The 23,009-nt window shown below is 70.5% G+C and carries 22 protein-coding genes and 1 pseudogene; 7 read left to right on the forward strand and 16 right to left on the reverse strand.

Annotated features, from left to right (window positions below):
* Window positions 1-253: 253 nt before the first annotated feature.
* Both DDJ31_RS38530 and uppS read right to left on the reverse strand, forming a co-directional pair.
* Entirely contained in the window at window positions 254-1,717 is a 1,464-nt protein-coding gene (locus DDJ31_RS38530) for an oxygenase MpaB family protein (RefSeq protein WP_127175799.1), read from the reverse strand.
* Entirely contained in the window at window positions 1,714-2,400 is a 687-nt protein-coding gene (gene uppS, locus DDJ31_RS38535) for a polyprenyl diphosphate synthase (RefSeq protein ID WP_127182383.1), read from the reverse strand. Before uppS ends, DDJ31_RS38530 begins: the two co-directional genes overlap by 4 nt.
* 308 nt (window positions 2,401-2,708) lie before the next feature.
* On the opposite strand from uppS, the gene DDJ31_RS38540 reads away from it, so the two are divergent.
* A complete protein-coding gene (locus DDJ31_RS38540) occupies window positions 2,709-3,095 on the forward strand; it encodes an alpha/beta hydrolase (RefSeq protein WP_276319327.1) in 387 nt (128 codons plus the stop codon).
* 105 nt (window positions 3,096-3,200) lie between these two features.
* Here DDJ31_RS38540 and DDJ31_RS38545 read toward each other — a convergent pair whose 3' ends face one another.
* Genes DDJ31_RS38545 through DDJ31_RS38555 form a run of 3 tightly spaced genes read right to left on the reverse strand, consistent with a single transcriptional unit; the run spans window position 3,201 to window position 6,485 of the window.
* Window positions 3,201-3,671, reverse strand: coding sequence for a MarR family winged helix-turn-helix transcriptional regulator (locus DDJ31_RS38545; protein ID WP_127175797.1), 471 nt, complete (start codon window positions 3,669-3,671; stop codon window positions 3,201-3,203).
* Between the two features lie 59 nt (window positions 3,672-3,730).
* Entirely contained in the window at window positions 3,731-4,939 is a 1,209-nt protein-coding gene (locus DDJ31_RS38550; protein WP_127175796.1) for an FAD-dependent monooxygenase, read from the reverse strand.
* Between the two features lie 49 nt (window positions 4,940-4,988).
* A complete protein-coding gene (locus DDJ31_RS38555; RefSeq protein WP_127175795.1) occupies window positions 4,989-6,485 on the reverse strand; it encodes an MFS transporter in 1,497 nt (498 codons plus the stop codon).
* 608 nt (window positions 6,486-7,093) lie between these two features.
* Between DDJ31_RS38555 and DDJ31_RS38560 the strand changes: the two genes are divergently transcribed.
* Complete coding sequence (locus tag DDJ31_RS38560) at window positions 7,094-7,276, forward strand: hypothetical protein (RefSeq protein WP_127175794.1); 183 nt, start codon at window positions 7,094-7,096, stop codon at window positions 7,274-7,276.
* Between the two features lie 236 nt (window positions 7,277-7,512).
* Here the strand turns inward: DDJ31_RS38560 and DDJ31_RS38565 are convergent, their stop codons facing one another.
* From DDJ31_RS38565 to DDJ31_RS38590, 6 genes are all read right to left on the reverse strand, one after another.
* Window positions 7,513-8,127: a TetR/AcrR family transcriptional regulator gene (locus tag DDJ31_RS38565; RefSeq protein ID WP_127175793.1), complete on the reverse strand. Its 615-nt coding sequence runs from the start codon at window positions 8,125-8,127 to the stop codon at window positions 7,513-7,515.
* A 154-nt stretch (window positions 8,128-8,281) separates the two neighbouring features.
* Window positions 8,282-9,124 carry an MBL fold metallo-hydrolase gene (locus DDJ31_RS38570; protein ID WP_164784804.1) on the reverse strand — a complete coding sequence of 281 codons (843 nt, stop codon included), beginning with the start codon at window positions 9,122-9,124 and terminating at the stop codon, window positions 8,282-8,284.
* A gap of 409 nt (window positions 9,125-9,533) precedes the next feature.
* A complete protein-coding gene (locus DDJ31_RS38575; protein WP_206280599.1) occupies window positions 9,534-10,799 on the reverse strand; it encodes an MFS transporter in 1,266 nt (421 codons plus the stop codon).
* Window positions 10,800-11,183: 384 nt separating this feature from the next.
* The gene (locus DDJ31_RS38580; RefSeq protein WP_127175790.1) at window positions 11,184-12,062 is read right to left on the reverse strand and encodes an NAD-dependent epimerase/dehydratase family protein; all 879 of its coding nucleotides are present in this window, start codon (window positions 12,060-12,062) and stop codon (window positions 11,184-11,186) included.
* Window positions 12,063-12,697: 635 nt separating this feature from the next.
* Complete coding sequence (locus DDJ31_RS38585; RefSeq protein ID WP_164784803.1) at window positions 12,698-12,868, reverse strand: hypothetical protein; 171 nt, start codon at window positions 12,866-12,868, stop codon at window positions 12,698-12,700.
* Window positions 12,869-13,032: 164 nt separating this feature from the next.
* Entirely contained in the window at window positions 13,033-14,298 is a 1,266-nt protein-coding gene (locus DDJ31_RS38590) for an MFS transporter (RefSeq protein WP_127175789.1), read from the reverse strand.
* Between the two features lie 55 nt (window positions 14,299-14,353).
* On the opposite strand from DDJ31_RS38590, the gene DDJ31_RS38595 reads away from it, so the two are divergent.
* Window positions 14,354-14,860: a winged helix-turn-helix transcriptional regulator gene (locus DDJ31_RS38595; RefSeq protein WP_431029107.1), complete on the forward strand. Its 507-nt coding sequence runs from the start codon at window positions 14,354-14,356 to the stop codon at window positions 14,858-14,860.
* A 116-nt stretch (window positions 14,861-14,976) separates the two neighbouring features.
* Here the strand turns inward: DDJ31_RS38595 and DDJ31_RS39575 are convergent, their stop codons facing one another.
* From DDJ31_RS39575 to DDJ31_RS39580, 4 genes and pseudogenes are all read right to left on the reverse strand, one after another.
* Window positions 14,977-15,114 (reverse strand): hypothetical protein, encoded by a 138-nt coding sequence (locus tag DDJ31_RS39575; RefSeq protein WP_240677916.1) that lies wholly within the window; start codon window positions 15,112-15,114, stop codon window positions 14,977-14,979.
* A gap of 319 nt (window positions 15,115-15,433) precedes the next feature.
* Window positions 15,434-15,628 carry a transposase family protein gene (locus tag DDJ31_RS38605; RefSeq protein ID WP_240677915.1) on the reverse strand — a complete coding sequence of 65 codons (195 nt, stop codon included), beginning with the start codon at window positions 15,626-15,628 and terminating at the stop codon, window positions 15,434-15,436.
* A 121-nt stretch (window positions 15,629-15,749) separates the two neighbouring features.
* Window positions 15,750-16,554, reverse strand: a protein-coding gene (locus DDJ31_RS38610; RefSeq protein WP_127175787.1) for an IS5 family transposase whose coding sequence is annotated in 2 segments (ribosomal slippage) — window positions 15,750-16,212 and window positions 16,211-16,554 — 807 coding nt in all. Because the reading frame shifts where the segments join, the coding sequence is not laid out codon by codon here.
* A gap of 98 nt (window positions 16,555-16,652) precedes the next feature.
* Window positions 16,653-17,012, reverse strand: a pseudogene (locus DDJ31_RS39580) (transcriptional regulator); the annotation flags it as partial.
* 298 nt (window positions 17,013-17,310) lie between these two features.
* On the opposite strand from DDJ31_RS39580, the gene DDJ31_RS38615 reads away from it, so the two are divergent.
* From DDJ31_RS38615 to DDJ31_RS38630, 4 genes are all read left to right on the forward strand, one after another.
* Window positions 17,311-18,549, forward strand: coding sequence for an ATP-binding protein (locus tag DDJ31_RS38615; RefSeq protein ID WP_240677914.1), 1,239 nt, complete (start codon window positions 17,311-17,313; stop codon window positions 18,547-18,549).
* A 166-nt stretch (window positions 18,550-18,715) separates the two neighbouring features.
* On the forward strand, window positions 18,716-20,329 hold the full coding sequence (locus DDJ31_RS38620; RefSeq protein WP_431029105.1) for a Mu transposase C-terminal domain-containing protein: 1,614 nt from the start codon (window positions 18,716-18,718) through the stop codon (window positions 20,327-20,329).
* A complete protein-coding gene (locus tag DDJ31_RS38625; protein WP_127175784.1) occupies window positions 20,326-21,069 on the forward strand; it encodes an ATP-binding protein in 744 nt (247 codons plus the stop codon). The genes DDJ31_RS38620 and DDJ31_RS38625 overlap by 4 nt, the downstream gene beginning before the upstream one ends.
* A gap of 13 nt (window positions 21,070-21,082) precedes the next feature.
* Window positions 21,083-22,192, forward strand: coding sequence for a hypothetical protein (locus DDJ31_RS38630; protein ID WP_240677913.1), 1,110 nt, complete (start codon window positions 21,083-21,085; stop codon window positions 22,190-22,192).
* Window positions 22,193-22,212: 20 nt separating this feature from the next.
* On the opposite strand, the gene tpg is transcribed toward DDJ31_RS38630, so the two are convergent.
* Window positions 22,213-22,965, reverse strand: coding sequence for a telomere-protecting terminal protein Tpg (gene tpg, locus DDJ31_RS40145; RefSeq protein WP_437184208.1), 753 nt, complete (start codon window positions 22,963-22,965; stop codon window positions 22,213-22,215).
* Window positions 22,966-23,009 lie beyond the last annotated feature (44 nt).

Below are 23,009 nucleotides of genomic sequence, written 5' to 3' on the forward strand. Positions count from 1 at the left end.
TGGGTGCCCAGCCGTCCGCGACGCCGCCCTCGCGCCGCCCACAGCCCTGTACCGGGATATGGTCCGCACCCTTCGGGCGGTGACTGCCCCCGTCCCCAACTGGCCGTTGCAGTAGCGCGGTTGGCGCCCACACAAGCAGGGTGAAGGCGGTCAGCCGCTGCAGTCCCGGCTGTGCGAGGCGAAGATGTGATGCGGCCCCGAAGAGAGCGTTATGAGCCCAGCACAGCCGCCCGGACCGGCATCACGTTCGGGTTCAGGCGTCGGCGAGGAGCGGGTCGTACGCGGTGCCCGTGCGGCGGCCCGCCATGAAGGAGAGGAAGTCGCCCACGAAGGCGCTCCGACCGTAGCCGCCGCCGGTGGTGGTGAGGTCGCGGTGGAAGGCGGTGCGGAAGAGGATCCGGTACTCGTCCGCGTCGATGCTCCCGTTGCGGTCCCTGTCGGTGGCGTCGAAGAGGACCTCGGCGACGCGGATGAGCGCGGGTCCGGCGAGGGAGGGAACGGCGGCGGCGTACTCCTCGGCGCTGACGCGGCCGTCGCCGTCCGTGTCGAGGGCGGCCTGCAACTCGCGCCACCAGGCGGCGAAGGCGTCGTAGAGCTGGGTCTCCTCGGGTTCGTCCAGGTCGAGGCGGGTGGCGAGTTCGCGCGCCATGGCGGCGAGGTCGGGCCAGTCGAGGTGGCCGTCGCCGGTCTGGTCGAGGACACGGCGGAAGAACTCCTCCGACGAGCGCCGGTTCTCTTCCGTGGCCGTCGAAGGCGCCGGGCCGGGGTCGGTGTCGCCGCTCAGTGGTGTGAGGAGGCGGAGCAGGGCCGATGCCTTCCTCATGCGGGCGCGCAGGGCGGTCACGGTGCGGGCGCGGGGGTCGTCGCTGTCCGGTGCGAGGGAGAGGGCTTCGATGATGGTTTCGGCGTTGATCCACCCCTCGGGCAGGAACCGGGCGAGCCCGGCGGCCAGGTAGGCGCCCTGCATGAGGGTCGGCGCGCCGGGCATCTCGGGGAGGCCGGCCCGGCGTCGGTAGGGCTCGGGGAGCGAGGCGACGGTGATGGCGCCGAGCAGCGGGCCGACGACGGCGCGACCGGCCGCCCACAACGTCGGCATGCCGTCGAGCAGCGCGGGGGCGGGCAAGTGGTCGAAGAGCCGGTAGAGGATGACGCGGGCCGCCTCAGTGTTCTCCAACTCGTTCTCGACGATGCGGTCGAAGTACCGCCAGAAGTCGGCGAGTTCCTTGGGGAGTTCCGCGGCGTCGCCGTCGAGCGCGGCCAGGAACGCGCGGTACTCGGCGTACATCCGCTCCATCGTGTCCTGGTCGAGCGGCTGGCCGCTCAGCCGGCACATGGTGACGGCGCTCTCGAAGAGGGTGGCCACCACCCAGGCGCGGGCCGCGCGGTCCGTCGCGTCGTAGGCGCGGCCGTGGGAGTCGGAACCGCTCATGCGGGCGTGCAGCCGGTTGAGCCGGGCGGCCTCCCGCTCGCGTACCGCCGGGTCGGTGCCGAACATGCGCCGCATGCTGAGGAAGGTGTTGCGCAGCCTGCGCCAGGGGTGGGTGACGAAGGTGGAGTTGTCGACGAGGGCGGCGCCGATCTGCGGGTGAGCGGCTTCCAGCACGGTGGCGCGGATCATGGCCAGGGCCCAGCGTGGATCGTCGAAGAAGGCGCTGAACTGTGATTCCGGGCCGAACAGGGGTGCCTCGTCGGCCGGTTCCGTGGTTTCGGTGGTCATGATGGGTCTCCGTTCGTCCGGGCGGGCACGCCGCCGAAGCGGCGGTCGCGGCGCCGGTAGGTGTGCAGGCAGGCGAGGAAGTCGGGAGCCCGGAACTCAGGCCAGAGCACCTCGGGGAAGACCCACTCGGCGTAAGCGACCTGCCAGAGCATGAAGTTGGAGATGCGCTGCTCACCGGAGGTGCGGATCACCAGGTCCACATCGGGGGTGTCGGGGAACGGCAGATGGTCCGCGAAGATCCGCTCGGTCACCTCGTCGGCGGGTGTCCCGCTGCGGATCAGCGACCTCGCCGCCTCAACGATGTCCCTTCGCCCGCCGTGGTCGAAGGCGACGGTCAGCGTCATCCCCCGATTGTCGGCCGTCAGCACCGCCAAGTCGTCGAAGTCCTGGGCCAGTTCACGGGGAATGCGCGGGTCGGCGACCCCGAGGAAACGGCAGCGGATTCCGCGCGCGAGCAGCAGTGGCGCGTGCTTGCGCACGACCCGGCGCACCAGCCGCATCAGGAACTCGACCTCGGCGCCAGGGCGGTTCCAGTTCTCGGTGGAGAAGGCGTACAGGCTGAGCCACTCCACGCCCGCGGACCGAGCCGCCTCGATGACGTCGATGACAGCGGTCTCCGCGGCCCGGTGACCCGCGGTGCGGGGAAGTGAACGCTGCTGCGCCCAGCGGCCGTTGCCGTCCATCACGCAGGCGACGTGTCGCGGACCCGCGCGCGTCGCCCTCTCGTCCCGCCGCTGTCCGGCGGGTGCGTCACCGTACTGTCGTCCGCCCGGCCGGTCCTCCGTCACCGCGCGTGCGCGCGGGACGCCGTAGTCCGTCACTCCCTGGCCCCGCCTCGTCCGGGGCGCAACGACCGGCCGAACCGCGCCCGGTCACGCCCACGCTGCCTCGCCCACGCCCCTTGGCGTGTTCCCTCCGGGGAGTCTGACAGCGGGACCGGACCAGACTCGGCCGAACGGGTGGCCGTCACCCTTGGCTCGTATGTTCCCGTCTGTCCGGGCGCTGGCGCCCGCCGAGGCGCCACCCTCCTCGCCCGACCGTCCAGCGATCACGAAAGCCAGCGACCATGACCATGGCGCGACCCGCCCTCGACCCCGAACTGCGCGAGCTCCTGGCGGACATGGCCCTCATGTCGAGACCCAGCCCGGAAGCCGTCTCGCCGGAACTGGCCGAAGATCTCTCGGCTCTCCCGGCCGCGTACATCGACACCGGCTTCGAGGAGGTCTTCCGTGGCGAGGACACCGACTACGCCACCCGCAGCTGGGCGGCGGGAGGGCAGTCCGAACTCCACGTGTGGGCAGGCCGCTTCCACGGCTTCGAGGCCCTGCACCCGCAGGCACACCTCTCGACCACAGCCCGCCGAACCCGCACGTATTGACTGTCCCGACTCCTCGACCCGACGGATCACCGCGCCAGGGACACCAACAGCGATCCGCCACCGCTGCCAGAGGTTGCCTGGTAGGGGACGTCGGAATCAGGCTCCCTACACCTTGGTCGCCCGGTCGTACACGGCCACCGCCCGCTCGAGGAACGCCGCCACCGTGGCCTGTTCCTCGGGTGTCATGGATTCGGTGATCTCCCCGATGCCCGCGACCAGCGGCTCGACGTGTGCGAACGCGGCTTCCTCCCACTGCTGCGCCGGGGTCACGAGCACCTTGCGCCGGTCGCTGGGGTGCGGCTGCCGGCTCACGTGTCCGCCGTCCGCCAGACGGTCGATGACCAGCGTCATCGCCGCCGTCGACGTACTGAGTTCGCGTGCCAGTTCACTCGGCGTCGCGGATCCGGCGCTGACGAGACGGTCCATCACCGCGAGCCCGGCGGGATCGACGTGCATCTGCCGACCCAGGTACCGCTCGAACCGCTGCTGGCGGCGGGTCAGGTTCCGCAGCTGGTCGCGGATGGGACCCTCTGCCGGGGCTCCGGACTGTGGACCGGTGGGCTGGTTGGCGGTCATGGTGTGAAAGCTGCTCCTGGATCATCGAAGGCGTCGGCGCAACCAATGATGCGTGACATCTACAGGCTGTAGCAGGGCAGGGTGAACGTGTCAGCCGGCGGGACGAGGAAGCGGTTCAGACGCGCGACCGCCCGGGGCCGCGCAGCCGCCCGCAAGGCCAGGTGGAGGGCGCGGATGCCTGCCCCGGTCCGAGGCATCGCGACGCGCGGCACGCCGGGAGGCAGCCTCTGGGCCCGCTCGGCGTAGGGGCGCAGGACCTCCTCGCAGCGGTTGAACGCCTGCTCGTGGTGGGCGTGGTGGGCCAGTTCACCGGCCAGGACGTACGCGCCGGCAAAGGCGAGGCTGGTGCCCATGCCGCTCAGGGGCGAGGCGCAGTACCCGGCGTCCCCGAGCACGGCGACACGGCCATGGGACCAGCGGGGCATGCGGATCTGGACGGCCCGGTCGAGGAAGAAGTCCGGCGCGGTGTCCATGGCCGCCAGGACGCGGGCCGTCTCCCAGCCGGCCTCGCGGAAGACGCGGTGCAGGAGCTGCTTCTGCGCCTGCGGCACCAACTTCTCCGCACTCTCGTCCGCGTGGGGCGGGGAGAGAAAGGACAGCGCGGCGCGGGTGGTGCCACGGCCGTCTGGCCGCAGGGTCACCACTCGTCCCCCTGGAGCGTTGTACCAGCGGGCCCAGCGCCCGTCGCCGGGCTCACCGGGGATGGTGAAGTAGGCGGTCGTCAGGCCCACGGGCCGAACGTCCACGGCGTCGTCGAGACCGCCGAAGACGAGGTCACGGGTGGGGGAGCGGGCACCGTCGGCGGCGATGACAAGATCGAAGACCCGCTCGGCACCGCCACGGAACGTGACTCGCACCCTCGCGTCGCTCTGCGACAGCTCGGTGATCTCATCGGCGAACAGGTACTCGGTGTAGGGCCGCGTCTCCTCGTACAGGAGGCGCGACAGGTCGGCGCGGAGAATCTCCAGCTCGGCGACCGGTCCCTGCCCGCCGTAGGACCCGGAGGAGAAGACGGCCTTCACCTCGTCCGCCCGGTCGACGAACCGGATGCCCTCCTCACCGGTGGTATGGGCCCGCAGCGTCCGCTCCAGTCCCATCCTGCGGGCCACAGCGCGCCCGGCACCCCGCAGGTCCACGGTCTGTCCGCCCTCTCGCACGGCGGGTGCACGCTCGACCACCGTGGCCGCGAGGCCGTGCCGGTGCAGCCAGTAGGCCAGGGCAGGACCGGCGATGCCCGCGCCCGCCACCAGGACACTCCGATGGGTCATGACGCTCCCTTCCTTCCTCACGTGGACTCCGCGCGCGCCGGGCCGGGGATCAGGCGGTGATGTCCTGCTTCGCGCCGGAACCGGCAGAACTGGCGTCGGAGGCAGAGAGGGTGCCGCCGTGCTGCTCGTCCTCGGGCCGGCCCTTCTTCGGCAACAGGAAGGTGATGGCCAGGAACGCCGCCAGCAGGCAGGCCTGGACGATCAGCGCGTGATGGAAACCGGCGGTGAACTCGCCGGTCTTGGCCTGCGCGAAGAACACCGAGCCGAAGATCGCCACCCCGATGGAGCCGCCGATGGCCTGCACCGCGGACAGCACGCCGGAAGCGGAGCCGATCTCGTCGTCGTCGACCGCGGCGAGGATGAAGCTGAACAGGGCGGCGATCACCATGCCCGCTCCGATACCGGCCACCGCCACACCCGGGGCGATGTCCCAGATCGAGAACGACCCCGTGCGCAGGCGGTCGAGCTCGAACCAGAGCAGCGCCGCACCGGCGAGCTGAATCACCGGTCCGACCTGGAGGACCTTGCGGCCGATCTTGTCGGCGAGGAACGCGCCGCTGACCGCACCGCCGATCGCCGTGCCGACCGCGAGCGGCAGATTGCCGAGGCCCGCGTCCCCGGCGCTGAAGTGCTGACCGATCTGCAGGAACAGGGTGAGCACGAGCTGCGTGCCGATCAGCCCGCCGAAGAACAGAGCGATACCGCCGAGCCCGACGGTGAAGGCGGGCTTGCGCAGCAGGGCCGGCGTCACCAGCGGCTCGCGGCCGGCCGCGGCGGCGCGGCGCTGCTGCAGCGCGAACAGGCCGAATCCGACGACGGAAGCGGCCAGGCACAGCCAGGTCCACAGCGGCCAGCCGTCCTCCTGCCCCTGGTTCAGCGGCAGCACGAGCAGCGCGCAGGACGCCACGACAAGACCCGCGCCTGCCACGTCGACCCGCACGGTGCGGTCGCCCCGCTTCTTCGGGACGAACTTCGCTGCGACGGCGAGGGCCGCGAGCCCGATGGGCAGGTTGACCAGGAACACCGAGCGCCACCCGAGGCCGAGGATGTCGCCCTCGATGAGGAAGCCGCCCAGGACCGGGCCGATGATGCCGCCCAGGCCGAGCACGGGACCGAAGACCGCGAACACCTTGGTGAGTTCGGGCCCGGAGAAGTTCTCCCGCAGCAGCCCGAGGCCCTGCGGAAGCAGCATCGCCCCCGCGGCCCCCTGGAGCAGCCGGAAGACGATCAGGGACTCGATGTTCGGCGCCAGCGCGCACAGCAGCGAGCTCAACGTGAAGGCGGCCAGACCGACCAGGAACATCCGGCGCCGCCCGTAACGGTCACCGAGCCGCCCACCCAGGACCAGACCGGCCCCCAGCGTGAGGGCATAGCCGCCGATCACCCACTGCAGCCCGACAGAACTGGCGCCGAGAGACTCCTCCAACGCGGGCCCCGCGACGTTGACGATCGACGCGTCCAGAAGATCCATGACCTCCGCGACGATCATCACCACGAGGATCAGCCATCGCCACCGGTAGGGCTCGACGCCAGGGTCGACACTCATCTTGCCTCAGTTCATTTATTACCAATATTCTTAGCAATATAGAGGCTAATCGGGATGCCGCAGATGTCAACCACACCCCGAAACCGCAGCTCACATGGGTCTACATCGCCTCCAAGACGAACACTGAGGGGGGCACTGCGGCCGTCACCCTGCCCCTCCTCACCCGCAACATCAGACCGGAGGCGACGCGCTCGGCCTGGTCGAAGACGCTGGTGATACCCGGTCACCGCTGCCTCGCTGCTGCCTCGCGGCGCCTGCCGGCCCTGGAACTGAACGACCGACTGGAGGCGAGTTCACCTGGAAGCACGGAGGTCGTCACCGGCGGCAAGAGGGGCTACCGCTACGACGGGCGCGGGCCGCTTCTCCGCGCCGCCGAGATCAGGGACTCCTACTCCCACAACAGCCCCGCCCGCTCGGGCTGTTCGCCATTTCGACGGCGGGCATGGACATGGGCTTCAACCGGGAACCCGGGGGCACCCTGAACTCCACGCCCACCGGGGGCAGAACCTGCTCCTACCTCACCACGTGATCGGCTCGGTCGTCGGCCTCGAGGCGAGTCTCGCCTACGACACGGCGCCGGGTGATACAGACGATGATTCGGAGGCACCATGAAAAGCAGCCCCGCACGAAAGCTGGCCATGTTCGCCGTGGTGGCCTTGATCGTCGCTGTGGGTGCTCTTCTGCTCGGCGCGCGTAGCGGAAACGCCCTGCTCGTAGTGTCCGGAACAATCATCCTGCTCGCGCTGGCAGTCATGGGGGCGGCGATCTTCTTCAAGACACGGAAAGGCTGATCTTCCGGTCCGAGGGCTTGTGGAACCCGGCGTGGCTGGCGCCGATCCGGCCGGTGCCGGCCCTGCCTGGACGGTCCAGGCAGGGCCGGCACCGCCAAGTTCTTGCCCTCGCTATCCAGCCTCGCGCTCGACGCCCCGCGGCTCAGCGAGCGAGCCACGAGACGGCAGGCACTACCTGCCCCGCCGGTCACGCTGAGCAGCGGGGCAGACGGCCCGCAGTTCGGAGTCGAGGCGGGTCAGGCCACGTGCTGCGGCGCGTGCCAGAGGGCGAGTAGGGTGTCGGCCGCCGCGTGCAGGTCTAGCGCGGGTACGTCGTCGCACACCTGGGTGGAGATGCCGAGCAGGAAGCTGTGGATCATGGTGGTGAAGCCGTCCACCGAGGTGTCCTCCGCCAGTTCTCCCGACGCGATGCCGCGGACGACGCACTCCCTGATGCTCGCCCGGTCGGACGCGCGGCGGGCCATCATCATCGCGCGTACTGCGGCTTCGCCGTCACCGGGCGCCCGGACGGTACCGGACAGGGCGACGAGGCAGCCGCGGGGATGGGACGTGTCCGTCTGCATGTCGATGGACGCGTGCAGCATCCGGGCGACCGCCTCGCGCGGGCTCAGCGACCCGTCGGCGATGACCTCGGTGACACTGCCGGGCCCGGCGATGTAGTGCTCGGCCGCGCGCTCGAACAGGCCCTGCTTGGAGCCGAACGCGCCGTACAGGCTCGCCGACGACAGTCCGGTGGCCTCCCGCAGCTGGGCCATCGAGGTCGCCTCGTAGCCGTGTTCCCAGAACAGACGCATCGCTCCTTCGAGGACCTGCGACATGTCGAAGGCTCGGGGGCGGCCGGGGGTGGGCACAGGGTCCTCCTTAACGGAATGATTCATCCATTATGGCGGACGAGGACCACCGGAGCCCGACGTGAGGCTCCGGCGGCCGTGTTCCGCATCGATACGGGGCGCATCGATACGGGGCGCATCGATACGGGACGCATCGGCACGAGGCGCAGCAGACTCAGCGGCCGTCCGCCGCGTCGGACCAGGGGCGCCAGCGGCCGGAGCCGTCGACGGTTCCCAGCTGCTGATCGGCGAAGTGGACGCCGAAGCCGTACACCCCGTCGCGGGCGAGTTGGTCGATGAGCCGTCGGCGTGACCGCTCGGCCTCGTCCCGGTCGGTGTCGAGAATCACCTCCCACTCCGGATGCGCCACCTGGACCGGCGAGTGCAGAGCGTCGCCGAAGGCCACCACCTCCCGCCCGTCGCCGGTGTCGAGGACCCACGCGGTGTGGCCGGGAGTGTGTCCGGGAAGGGACCAGGCGCGGATGCCTTCGGCGATCTCCGTCCCGTCGGTCACCGTCACGGTCCGTCCGTCCTGACCGGCCAGTACCGGCCCCGTTCCCGCAGCGACGCTCTCCAACTCGCCCGCGCCGACCATCCACCGCGCCCGGGTGAAGAGGCTCCGCGGATCATCCGTCGCGTCGGGCCGTGCCCATCCGGTGTGATCACCGTGGAAGTGAGTGAAGGCGACCATCTCCAGCTCGCCCGGATCGACCCCGAGGGCCGCCAGCGATCCGGGCAGGTCCCGTACATGGCCGAAGGCGTGCTGGAAGTGCTCCACCTCGCTCCCTGAGATACGGCCGTGGCCCGCGTCGATGAGGAGGCGGGTGTCGCCCTTTTCGACCAGCAGGGCGCCACATCCCATCGACAGATGACCGGCTTCGGTCAGATGCGGGCGGTGCTCGTGCCACTCGTCCTCGGCGGCGGACGGGTAGAGCCGTTCCCGGATCATCGCGACTCCGGCGTCCGGGACGTAGCTCAGGGTCAGCTCGCCCAGGGTGCGGGTCCACAGCCCAGGCATCCGGACCCCGGAGTCGTCGCCGCTCGCCTCCTCACAGCGCGGGGCGTCCGTGCTGCTCGTCGCGGTGTGTCGCTCATGCGTTCCATGCGGTGCCACGGGGTCATGCCTTTCGTCACTGTGTGCGGGGGAGGTGGAGAGGGGGCAACGCGGTCTGCTCACGGCGCGAGGACCCGGATCGGCGCGCCGGTGGTGTACGCGAGGATGTCCTCCAGCGCGTCGGAGCAGAAGACGCCGTAGCGCCCTCGGTCACGTAGCCCAGATGCGGGGTGCGCACCGCGTGCGGGACGGCGAGTCAGAGGGGAGCGGCTCAACGTGAGGGGACGTCGAGACCCGCGCCGCCGACGTCACGGCATGCACAGCCGCGAGCAGTGCCTCCTCCTCGTCGAGGAGGACCGCCAGGTGGCGGATCTCAGGCATGCCGGACCTTTTGACCGCACGCTGCCTCCTCAACGGGCTTGCGGGGGAGGCCCGTTGCTGGTGCGGACGGGCTGTCCACGCCGGCGCCCGTCGCCGCCGAGGGGACGGCGAGGGGCTCGGAGGGGCTGGGACGGACCAGCTCCAGGACCCAGGTGCCGACGCCGGCCAGCGCGATGAGCAGGCCGAGACCGCACACGCCCGGCCACCCCAGGAGCGGATACAACGCCGCGGTCAGCGCCGAGGCGATGGTGCTCCCCGCGAAGGCGGACACCATGAGAGCCGTCGTCACCCTGCTCCTGGCATGCGGGGCCCGGTGGTAGATGGCGCTCTGGTGGCTGATCAACAAGGACTGCTGCGCGAGGTTGAGCGCCACGATGCCGAGCACCAGCGCGATCAGGCCGACCGGCCCGCCCACACCGGCGACGGCGAGCACCGGCCAACTGAGCGTCAGCAGCACCAGTCCGCCCGAAGTCACCTGCCGGCCGCGTCCGCTGTCGGTGAGCCGACCGGCCCTCATCGCGACGGCGGCTCCGACGACCCCGGCAAGACCGAAGAGACCGATGGCGGCGGGGCCGAACCTGTACGGCGGGTCGGCCAGCAGGAACGACGACGCGGTCCACAGCACGGTGAAGCACCCCATGCCGACCGCGGCCAGCGCCATGCGCCTGCGCAGCAGCGACTCGGCCCGCACCAGCGCGACGATCGAACCCAGGAGGCGCGGATAAGTGGTGTGCTCAGGCGGCGGTACGGGGGACAGGACCAGGCGCAGGGTGACGGCCAGGACCGCCATCAGGATCGCGGCGAAGACGAACACCAGGTGCCAGTCCCCGAGTTGGGCGAGCAGCCCGGCGACGGTGCGCGCGATCATGATGCCGATGAGCAGCCCGCTCATCACCGTGGCCACCACCGTCCCGCGCTGGTGGCTCGGCGCCAGCGAAGCGGCCAGGGGCACCACGATCTGCGCCACGGCGGAGGTTGCCCCCACCACCGCGATCGCGAGGAGCAGTGTGCCGAGCGACGGGGACAGGGCGGCCCCGAGCAGGGCGACGGCGCTCAGGCCGAGCAGGACGCTCACCAGGCGACGTCGTTCGAGCACGTCGCCCAGGGGCACGAGAAGGGCGAGCGACAGCGCGTAGCCGACCTGCGAGACGGTGACCACCAGCCCGCCGGCTCCCTGGGACACCCCGAGCGTCCGCGATATCACCGGCAACAACGGCTGGGCGTAGTAGATGTTCGCGACCGCCGCCCCACAGGTCACGGCCAGCAACAGCAACGTGGCCCGGCTCAGGGTCGGCGGGGCGACGCGTGGCCCCTGCGCGGCTGCCGCAGGCGCTGCGTGAGGGCGTGCCGTGTCCCTCACGCCAAATTCTGGATCATTCATGCCGTAATAGTTGCCGCGGTCGTATCCGCTGGTCAAGCAAATATGGATCGAGTGATCCGAAAGTGAACAAGATCACTGAGACGAGACGGCATGCCCAGGCACCGCGGCTGACTCCGCTATCGATCTCGCCCCGGCGCGCCTCAAGCACATAAGACCAACCGAGCAAGCCCCCCCAGACGTGGGCGGACCATGCCCGCGGCCGACGACGGGCTGCGCACCCGACGTCGGACGCGCGCGGGTGGGACCGGTGCCGGGGGACCGTCAGGCACTCTGCCCGTCAGCGACATCCCGCAGAAGCTGCCGGATCCCGCGAACAGGCCTGTACCCGAAGGCTTTTGAGGCGCCGGTGGAGTCGTAGACGCGGTCCAGGCGGTCGGGCACTGTCCACCCCCGCTCCCGGAAGACCGCGTGCACGTCCGGAAGCCGATCGGCGAGGACCGCATCCGCATCGTGGTAGAGGGCGAGGCAGTCCTCCCGGCGGAACGGGTGGGGCCCGGAGATATTGAACGTGCCGGTCGCATCGGCGTGCGAAGCGGCCAGAACTCCGGCCGCGGCCACGTCGGTTACGTCGACCGCCCGGTGCAGCAGGTGAGAGGCCAGCACAGGCAGCGGCTCCGGGAAACACCGCGCTATGCGCAGCGTGACCGAGGGGAGAGGGCAGGCGGCGACCAGTTCCTCGGCGGCGAGTTTGGTCTCGTCGTAGATGTCCCGGGGGAGAGGTGCGAGCTGTTCGTCCACCCAGACCGTGCGGTCGACGGGTACCAGAGCGTGCCCGTAGACGCTGGTACTGCTGATGTAGAGGACGCGCTGGACACCGAGACCGACGGCGGCCTCCAGCAGTTCCGCGGTCACGTCGACGTTCACGGCCCGAAACTCTTCGTCGCTCAGCCGCCCGACGTGCGGGGCGTGCAGCGCGGCGGCGTGGACCAGGACGTCGGCCGACCGCAACGCGACCGCCCGTACGGACCGCTCCCGCAGGTCCCCGACGACACTCGTCCAGCGGCCGGGTACCCGGTCCACGCCATGAACCTCCCAGCCGACCGCGTCGAAGGCGCCGGCCAGCGCCGCCCCCACCCGCCCCGAACTTCCCGTCACCACAACAGCCCTGCCAGGCGCTGCACTTCTTCGTTCCAGGCGCATGTCCCACGGCCCTCCCTCGTCGCACGGGCATCAACGCTCCGTGTGCCTCAACTCCCGCAGGGCGGACGATTCCAGATGTTGCGTCAAGGCGCGCGCGAAGGGGGCGAGTTGGTCGACCCGGACGGCGGTTCCCACATGGAAGACGTCAGCGTGGCGAGGCAGTCGGCTCCAACGGCCGGAGGCCATGCAGGGTTGCTGTACGTTCCGCCACCATCACCCCAGACCTCCATATCCCAACCACTCAACCTTGGAGGGAAGTTGAGGAGTTCGCTGACCGGTCCGGCGTCGACGTTGCTGTGGGGGAAGCCAAATGGTGCAGTTGCGGTGTCAGGCACCACGGTTCGTGGCGGTCCTTGGACGGTACGAGCTTGGTCAGCTTCTTGCAGATGGCGCATTCGCTGACCGACTGCCGATCGACGAGGTTGTAGGCGGGACTCTTCCGTCCTCGTGGGCGCCGACCGTGCGCCGTGAACATCTCGTAGCCGTTCCCACGATTCCCGAAGGGCGCCCCGAGGAGGGGGGCTATCCAGGCCCGCCGCGCTGTGGCCCTTCCTGCGAATTGAGCCTGTGCCGGGCGCAGTGCCTGGGGTCACCAGAGCCCCGAATCTCCTGACCTCTGTGGCTCTGTCGGCTCGTCACCAGTCGGCGGTGGCTGTCGGATGGACCTCGCAGTGATCGATGTCGTCCAGACGTCCCGCACCGGCGACGGCCACGCGCAGGGTCTGCCTGCCCTTCGCGGGCACGGACACCTGGCTGCCGGTGTCGACGACGGTGAAGCCGTTCCTGTCCTTGAAGTCGATCTTCACGGTGAAAACGACATCGCGTGCGTTCTGGTTCCTGACGCAGTCGACACGATTGGCCGGGTTTGTCAGGGACGCGATCACTCTTTGGGAGGGTGGAGGACCTGCATCGGTGCGGGCGCGGACCGCGGCCCGGGCCTGCTGTCGTGGGGCAGGTGACCGGGGCGCCCTCAGAAGACCCCGGAGCGGTCCGACACCGGGACGACCTGCTCAGCGTCGTCGCTCTGCCGTTCTTCCTCGCGGCGCGCGTCCGTGGTTCCGGCGCCGTCCCGCGGGGCGGCGCCGCGCCGGCGGGCGTCGGTCGCCCACACGATCAGCGCGCAGGTCGCGAACGCTGCCCCGAGGAGGCTGGGGGCGCCCCAACCGTGGGAGGAGAAGACGGAGGTAGTGGCGGCCGCGCCAAGGGCGGAGCCGAGGGAGTAGAAGACCATGTAGCCGCCGATGACGCTGCTGGTGCGCTCCGGGTGCGCGGTGGTGAGCACGTGCTGGTTGCTCACGTGCACGACCTGGACCGCGAAGTCCAGCACCACTATGCCGACGGCGAGCAGCCACAACGACGAGGACAACTCCGCGATGGCGGCCCAGGAGACGATGAGCAGCGTCAGCGCGAGGCCGCTGGCCTGGACCGCCCGTCCGGCGTCTGCCCACCGTCCGGCGCGTGCCGCGCCGAGCGCGCCGACCAGTCCGGCGATGCCGAATAGTCCGATCTGGCTCTCGCTCAGGTGCCGGGGCGCGTCCGTGAGCGGCAGGGACAGGCCGCTCCACAGGGTGCCGAACGACGCGAACAGGAAGAACGCGATGAGGCCGCGCGTCAGGAAAAGCCGCTCCCCGAAAAGGCCGCCGAGCGAGACGAGGGCCTGCCGGTAGCCGACGGGCCGGCGAGTGTCGCCCTCAGGGGGCAGGGCGCGCAGGACAAGGGCCGCGAGGGCGAGAGCGAGTGCACCGAGCGCGATGTACATGCTGCGCCAGCCCCACGCCTGCGCGAGCACGCCGGTGACGAACCGCGCGCCCAGGATGCCCAACACTACGCCGGAGGTCACGACACCGATGGTGCGTCCGCGCTCGGCGGGCGGTGAGACAGTCGCGGCGTAGGCCACCGTGGTCTGGACGACGACGGCGAACATACCGGCGAGGGCGAGCCCGGCGAAGGCCGTCCACGCGGCCGAGGCCGAGGCAGTCACGAACAGGCCCGCCGCGGTGACGGCCAGGTGCACCGCGATCAGCCGACGCCTGTTGGTGACCACATCGCCGAGCGGCACGAGCAGCACCAGGCCGACCAGGTAGCCGAACTGGCCGACGGAGACGATCCACCCGGTCTGCTCCGCTGACACCCCGAGGCTGTCCCCCATCGGCGGCAGCACTGTTTGCGCAGAGTAGATGCTCGCCACCGCGACACCGCACACGGTCGTGAGGAGCAACCGTCGCCAGACGTCCATCGAACTCCCGATCGCAATAAGTAGCATAGTGAAACCATTTTGACCGTAGGGCATGATGGTCTCAATCCGCAACTCATGGGGAGGTGTCGTGCCGAGCACTTCCACCGGCCTACCGAACGCCGCCTGGACCGATCCCGACTGCCCGGTGGCCCGCACGCTCGACCTGGTCGGCGACCGGTGGAGCCTCCTTGTCGTGCGGGACGCGATGGACGGGGCGCGGTCCTTCACCGAGTTCCAGCGACGGACCGGCATTGCCCGCAACATCCTCACCGACCGCCTGCGCAAGCTCACCGACCACGGAATCCTGACCCAGCGGACCGCGCCCTCGGGCCGCCGCCGGCAGTACGTGCTCACCGACGCGGGCCGCGCCCTCTTCCCTGTCCTGCTCACTCTCCGCCAGTGGGGGGAGCGCCACGCCTTCGCGCCCGGCGAACCGCACTCCACCCTGGTCGACCAGCACGGCGCACGCGTGCCGGAACTAAGGCCGACCGGCACCGACGGCGCCCCGCTGGACGCCGACACCACCCACGTGCGGAAGACCGGCAGTACGCCGCCCGGGTGAGCCGTCGCACGCCCGCGGGACGCTCAGGACACGCGCACCGACGCGGCGTGCCGGGCCCGTTCACGCGCGGCCCCCGCGGGCCAGACGACGTCCACGGCGACCCCACGGGTCCGGGCCTAGGTGACCACATGGGCCGTGGCGCCCCGACCGCTGCACGGTGAGCCGTCCCAGACGGCCAGTCGGTTGCACCCGGCGACCAGCCGTTCGTCCGCGCTCACACAGGCGTCCCGGTCCAGCGGTTCGAACGGCAGCATTTAGATCTGCGCGCCCAAGGCCAGCAGCTCCCGGTGCGCCCGCAGCTTGCCCTCGTCGCCGCCGGGAACGCGTCGCCGTGTTCCGGGAGCAGGACCATCAGGCGCCGCCCCAGCTCGTGCGCCACCCGCCCGAAAGCCAGCGGCACTCCGGCGCCGGCTCGTACCAGGGTCGGCGTGTCGGGTGCAGGCCCAGTAGGTGTGCGCGCAGTTCGGTCTCACTCAGACGTCATCCGCACTGGCAACGACCATTTGCGGGACAGCCTTTACGGGCTCGTGCACGACAAGCGGTGAGACGTCGAGGACTTCGGTGGGGCCGTGCTCATGTCTGCCGTGTCGAGTGCAGGTCTGCGGTCTGCTGGTCGGAGAGTGGGCTGGCGACGGCCTGGACGGTGTCGCTCATGTGCTCGCGACGGCCGAGGTGGCGGGCCAGGGCCCGCCAGTTCTTCAGGTGGGCGATGCCGTGCTCGACCCGGATGCGACGCGAGGAGTGTGCCTTGTGCTGACGCTCGGACATCTCCTCGTGCCAGTCGGGGGTGTTGTTCTTGAACTAGCGATGCGGGGGCGTCATCACCCGGCCGCCGGTCTGCGAGCCCATGCCCTGGTAGCCGGCGTCGGCGAGGCTCTAAGACGTCATTTCAGTTGGTGAGTCGGCGGTGACATATGAATGTCGCGGCGATGGCGGTGAAGGCGAGGAAGTGTTCAGGCTTGCGCTCGTAGCGGCGGTGCAGGCGTCGGCAACCGGACAGCCAGGACACGGTCCGCTCCACGACCCAGCGGTGCCGGCCCAGGCGTTGGGATGACTCGATGCCTTTACGGGCCAGGCGGTGCCGGATGCCGTGGGAAGCCAGCCATCGTCGCAGGTGGCGGTAGTCGTAGCCCTTGTCCCCGTGCAGCTTGCCGGGCCGTCGGCGGCGGGGACCGCGACGTGAACGGATCGGCGGGATGCCGCGGACCAGCGGTATCAGTGCCTGGCTGTCGTGGAGGTTCGCCGCGGAGATCCCGATCGACAGAGGCAGACCACGGCGGTCCACGATCAGGTGGATTTTCGAACCCTTCTTGCCGCGGTCGGTCGGATTCGGTCCCGTCAGCTGCCCCCTTTGAGGGCCCGCTGACGGAGTCGATCGCGCACCGCGACCAGTCCAGTCCGCCGCGGGAACCAAGTTCGTCCAGGACCAGCCGGTGGAGCTTGGCCCACACCCGGGCCTCGGTCCACTCGGTGAACCGACGAAAGGCGGTCACGACCGACAGGCCGAAGCCGGGCGGCAGTTGGTTCCAGGTGCAGCCCGAGGTAGCCACGAAGATGATCACGGCCAGCACTTCACGGTCCCCTCGCCGCCGATGCCCGCCACCCTGCGGGCGTTCCGGGGCCGGCGGGACTACTCGCTGGAACAACTCCCACAGGTCCTCCGGCGCCAACCGTTCGACAAGCGCAGCAGTCATCACCCCAGACTGCCGCAAGATCACACCAACTGAAATGACGTCTTAGGGCTTGAGTGCTTCTTGTGGGTGGCTGGTGTGGTGGGTTGTTGTGGTGGGGGTTATGCGGCGAAGCCGATGGTGGTGACGTAGTCGTATTGGCCCCAGGAGGAGCCGAGGTGTGTGGCTGCGTCGTTGATCCATGCGTTGTCGAGGGCGTGGGTGTCTGTGCGGGTCCAGGCGTCGATGATGCGGTTCCAGTGACGGACGTTCAGGGTTCTGTGTTGGAGGGTGCGTTGGTGGGGTCGGGGGACGTGGGATTGGTTGAGGGGGTGGATTTCGACTCTGGTTCCTTGGCCGTTGCGGTTGAGGCGTGTGAGGAGGTAGCGGGCTACGTTTTGGCGGCGGAGGGTGTGGTAGGCGGTTTCGATGCGTTGGAGGTTTTTTTTGGTGGGGTTGCGTTTGCCTTGGAGCCAGGCTTTGTGCGATGTGCCGGTTTGGTGTCAGTGGGTGGGGGTCAGTGACGGCACATCAGAGCTGGGTGTTTTCGCTGGTCGGGCGTTGAGGAAGGGCGTGGTCACTGTCGTGGGGCGGTTTCTGTAGCGGTGCGGCTGTCATAGGCCGGTACACCCCACTCCGCTCCACTGTCTTGAGAACGGCACTTCTGATCTTTCCGAGGGCTGCGCGGCGGCACGGTGGTCCGTGTCGGGTTTTGCGCGGGCGAAAGGGGGCGGGGTGGGGCAGCCGGGCGCGTGGGGTGGGGTCACGGCGGGGTTGAGGGTGTCCAGACCGGTGCTGGTTGCGCGGCTGCTGGAGCTCGAGGCGGCCGGGGCGTTGACCACGGCCCATGTGCGTGCGGGCGCCCAGGTCGGCGGGGTGAATGTGCGCACGGTGTGGCGCTGGCTGGATGCGGCGCGGACGGAGGGCCGTGTCGAGCACAGGCCGCGGGCCCGGCTGGAGTTGTCCGACCAGATGTGGGAGGCACTGGCTCAGGCGGGCGGGAACGTTGCGGCGCTGCACCGGCACCTGAAGGCAGCCGGGGGCGAGGTGCCCTCCCTGGCGTCGTTGCACCGGGCGGTGCGCCGGGACCTTCAGGCCGGCAGGATCCTGCCGGACCGCGCGGTGGCGCGGCGGGAGCGGGAAGAACAGCAAACGCGGCAGGCACTCGCTGACCTCGCTCTGGCCGGGCCGCGTGAGGCAGGCGCGGCGAAAGTGGCTGCGCTCCGGCTGCCGCGTCTCGTACCAGAGGCGACCGGGAGCTTGCAGGTGGGGGAGAACGGTGCGCTGGCAGGTGTGGCGTTGCCGGCGGGAGCGCAGCTGGTGCGGACGTCGTTGGTGCGGGCGGTGGCCGAGGCGGTCGGGCAGGCGATGGCGACCCAGGGCGCGGTGTGTGTCTTCGGCAATCCGGGCCGGGGCAAGACCGCCGCCGTGCGGATGGCGCTCAGCGAAGTGCCCCCGGGCTGGAAGGTGACGTGGGTGCCGGTACCGGTGCGCCCGTCGGTGGCCGGCATGAGGCGGGCGGTATTCGACGCGCTGGCGCTGGCGGGCCGCTTCCCACACACATCTGCGCTGGCCGACGCCGCGGTCGCGGGGGCTCTGGGTGAGGCGCGGGTGCTGGTGGTCGATGAGGCACAGCGCCTGCCCGTGCCGTGCCTGGAGTACCTGCAGAGCCTGTGGGACCACCCCGGCACCCGGATCACGCTGGTGCTGTGCGGGGCGGGCAGCGAGCGGGCGCTGTCCCGGCTGCCGCAGCTGGCATCGCGGGTGGTCGCGTGGCAGGAGGTTCCACGCTTGACCGGAGCGGAAGTGGCGACCGTGGTGACCGGCTTCCATCCGCTGTGGCGCACCGTACCGGCCCCGGACCTGACGTGGATCGACCGGTCGTGCGCGCACGGCACGTTCCGCACGTGGGCCGCTTTGACTGCGCACCTGCAGAACGCGCTGCTCGCCACCGCTGACGCGTCCATCGACCGGGCCTTGCTGAGGCGGCTGTTCCAGCGGGTCGCGCCGCCACTGTGAACGAAAGCGCTCCTGCAAGGGACGGGAGGCGATCGCATGCTCCCGGCCACCGGCAAGCACACGACGTCCCACCCGCCTGAGGGGAGCTGACATGAAGGACGGCGACGCCATCCGCCCAGACGGCGGACTGCCTGCGGCGTCCAGGACGGCGCTGCGCGGTCCGGCCGTGCGGCGGCTGCTCGCCCTGCGGGCAGCGAAGAAGCTGACAGCAGTCCATGTACGGGTGGCCGCGGACGCGCTAGGGGTGTCGGAGCGCACGGTGTGGCGCTGGCTGGCCACCGCTCAGAGCGATGAGACCGCGGCTGCCAACCCCGGCGCACGCTCCCGGGTCGATGCAAGGTTCACGGTCACGCCCGAGGTCCGTGGACTGTTGGCGCTGTGGAAGGGGAACGTGCGGGCGGTCCACCGCGAACTGGTCCTGCGTGCTGCCACGCAGTCTCCGCCTGCAGACGCGCCGTCGCTGACGACGCTGCACCGGGCGATCCGCCGTGATCTGACGCCCGGGGAGCGGGCCGGACTTGCGGGAGGGGAGCGGGAGGCGCGCAAGCATGATGTGTTCCTGGCCCGGCCGCGGGGCTGGCGCAATCAGGTGTGGGAGACGGACCACATGCAGGCGCCGGTGCTGGTCGACGTCGAGGGCAAGGCTCGCAGGCCGTGGATCACCTGGTTCACCGACTGCGCGACGAACGCGATCACTGGCGTCGCGGTCGCGCCGGGGGATCCGTCGCGGGAGTCGGTGCTGGCCGCGCTGCGCTCCGCGGTCCTGCGCGAGGAACCCTACGGTCCGTTCGGCGGCGTGCCCGAGAAGGTACGGGTGGACCGTGGCAAGGACTTCCTGTCCCGGACGGTGACCGCAGCGTTCGATCTCCTGGACGTGACGGTGGAGGACCTGCCCGCCTACACCCCCCACCTCAAGGGCACCGTGGAGGGCCTGAACCGGGCGGTGGAGAGCATGTTCCTGGCCTCGCTGCCCGGCTACGCCCGCCAGTCGCGCCCCGGCAAACGTGCTTCCCGTCCGAAGGACGAAGTGCTGCTGGGCTTTGAGGACTTCACCGCCCGGTTGCTGGATTGGACGCTCTGGTGGAACACCGAGCACCGCCCGGCGCCGTTGCGGGGCAAGACTCCGCTTGAGGCGTGGCAGGACGATCCCACCCCGCTGCGGGATGTGCCGGCCGCGGATTTGTGGACGTTCACCCTGGAGGACGCCGGCACCCGCACGCTGACCACCCGCGGCATCCGCTTCAAAAGGCGCGACTACGTGGGGCCGTGGATGACCGGCCAGGCCGGGATCCAGGTCCGCATCCGCTTCATGCCCCACCACGACCACCGCATCGAGGTCTACCACGCCGCCACCGGCCGCTACCTGGGCCCCGCGGACCTGGCCGACCAGGCCACCGACGAACAGATCAGCGCCGTACGAAGGGCGCGGGCCGCTCGTGCCCGCCGCCTGAAGAAGGACCTGGAGGCCTCGCAGCGCGAGCGCTACGCCGCCGTGAACCAGCCCGAGGCCCCCCGGCGGCTCGGCGCGCTGACCACCGCCCAGGCCGAGGCCGAACTCGCCCAGACTGCCGACTCCGACCTCGCGCAGCTCGCGATGCCGGACCTCATCCCGCACGCCGCGCCACCGGCCGACTGGCGCACCCCGGCTTCCCTGGCCGCGCTGACCACGCCAGGCCCGCCCGTCCGGTACCCGTACGGCCGTGACGGCGCTTCCGCCCCCGACGGCCCAGGCGGGCGGCCCGCACCTCCCACCACCGACGAAGACGGAGACGCCTCGTGACCGCGGCCACCTACCAGTACGTCGACCTGCCCGACGCCTCCGTGGTCACCACCCGCGCCCTGCTCACTGCCCGGGAGAACATCACCGACACGGTCGCTGCCCGCGCCATGATGTGCATCCACGGCGGGGCCGGCTTCGGCAAGACCCTCGCTGTCAACACCTGCCTGCGCGCACTCGAACCCGGCGAGGATGTCCGAAAGATCACCTTCCGGGCCCGGCCCACGGCCCGCGCGGTGCGCTACGAACTGTTCACCGCGCTCGACCTGGCCGGCGAGCCACCGCGCCACCCCAGCGAGTTCGACCGTCTGCTGAAGACGGCCCTGGCCGAACGCCCCCGTACCTTCCTCGTCGACGAGGCCCAGTGGCTCAACGGGGAGGCGTTCGAATACTTCCGCTACCTCTGGGACGAACCCTCAACCCAGCTCGCCATCATTTTCGTCGGTGGCGCGGGCTGCCACACCGTGCTGCGCCGCGAACCGATGCTGTCCTCCCGTGTCTTCATCTGGCAGCAGTTCTCCCGCCTCACACCCGACGAGGTCCTCGAGGTGATCCCGCTGTTCCACCCGGTCTGGGCTGACGCCGACCCCGAGGCCATCGCCTTCGCCGACAGTCACGCCGCGCACGGCAACTTCCGCGCCTGGGCCCAGCTGACCGCCCACACCCGCACCGGCCTGGCCCGCACCGGCCGACCCCGTGTGGATCAGGAACTGCTGCGCTGGGCCTTCAGCCGCCTCGCCTGACCACCACGCCGCCATGCCGCCCGCCGTGCCGTCGCCCGTCGCCGTGGTCATCGACCCGGGCGACGATGCGGTTCACACGCGCACCGCTCTGGCCGCCCACCACGTGCCGTCCGGCCGGATCACCCTGCACCCCGGACCGGGCACCACCAGCGAAACCGGTCTTGCCCACGACCTTCTCGTCGCCCTGGGTAAACCGCCCCTGCTCCCGGGCGGCTTTCCCGCCGGCCGTCAGCCCGCCTGGGAAGCCGCCACCGCATGGATCACTGCCGTGCCCGTCACCCGGCTGACTGTCCTGCGCGCTCACCGCCTCACCGCCCGCCGCACGATGCGCCTCCTGGAGCTGCGCACCCTCACCGGTATCCACCTGACGCTGGTCTGCCACCGCCCTCACCTTCCCGCCGCCCTGCACCAGGCCCTGCAGACGGCCGACTACTGCGTCACCGCTGACCTCCAGGCCGCCCGCCGCCACTACTACGGCACACCGGCCGCCGTATCCCCGCTTGTTGACGAGCCCGCCCGGTCGGCCAACCGGTGGCTCACCCTGCCCGTGCTGGACCGCCTCGTCTCCTACGACAGCCCCGCTCCATGTACCGCCCCGTGCACGCCGCCGCCGATCGTCTTCCGGCACCGCCCGCCACCCGCACTGCTCACCGAGCAGGCAGTCCGGGAAGCCGCCCGCCGTCTGGCCACCGTGACGGCCCACCCCCGCCTGGCCGCAGCCCTTGCTGTCGCGCTCTTCACCGGTGTCTCCTTCCAGCAGCTCGCCACCGCCCGTCCCGGCGACTACGACGACGCCGCGGCCACTCTGGCCCTGCATGACCGCGCCCGCTACACCGACGGCTGCGCCACCCACCGCGTGCCGCCGTGGGCGCGCGTCTTCCTGAAGGCCGCCGTCTGCTTCGCCCGGCTCGCTCCTGGACAGGACCAGCATCTGCTGGCAGGCCCTCACGACCGCACCCATCTGCTGCGCGTGGCGGAGGTAGCCCGGCTCTGCCCGCCCCAGCCGCCCGCCGGCCAACACACCGGCCCTGCCGGCCGTATCCAGTGGGACTGGCGCGAACGCAAGGAAGCACAGCACTACGACGCGATGCTGACACGGAACCAGAGGCCGCCCTCGCGCTGAGTGCGAACCCTGCTGCACGGTCAGTCGATGGAGAAATCGGCGAACTCGACGTCGGTGAAGGCGATCCCGAGACCGTGGGCGCGCAGGCCTCCGTCCCGGAAGTAGGCATGCCCCAGCGCTCGGGCGAGGATCACCATCTGCTGCTGCTCGCCCCCGCCGGCGTCCCGGGCGGCGAACAGCTCGCGGGCCACTTCTCCCGACAGGTGCTGGGTGATGAGCCGTACCCGCGGGTCGTCCGACGAGCCTGCCGGAGCGGCGAATCCGAACCGCGCCCTGGTGTGGAGGACAAACCCGTCGGCCTCGGCCCGGGCCCTTCGGCGGGCGCGCACCAGGGGCTGCCACCGTGCCCTGACGGCCTCATCGATCAGCCCCGTATGCACAGCACTGGGACGGCGGCGCATTCCCGGCCGGGTGGTGACCCACCTCTGTACCGTGCGTTGGGAGATCCCCAGGAGGACAGCCACGTTCTTCGTGGAGCCCTTCTCCGCCCTGAGTAGGAAGCGCACAGCGGCATCACTCGTAGGTACGGGACGGGTCAGCAACGCCCGCTCGAGCCCTTTGACGATCTCACCCATGCCCGCCCCCGAGCGTTCTGCCCCCGCGATGGCTGGTGCACGGCGGCCGTCTGCTCTCCCAGATCTCTCACACCAAGCCGCTCTCCCCGACCAGTTCAGGCATAGCCAGGACACCAGCTGCAGCACTCGGCTAAAGACAGCAGTAACCCAAACCCGAGAACGCCCTTCCCGAAGCAACCGTGAACCCCCAACCGCCATTTACGCCATCCGTACGTGCTTGGTACGCGAAAGGTGCGCTTCAC

Source organism: Streptomyces griseoviridis (assembly GCF_005222485.1).
GTDB lineage: Bacteria > Actinomycetota > Actinomycetes > Streptomycetales > Streptomycetaceae > Streptomyces > Streptomyces hintoniae.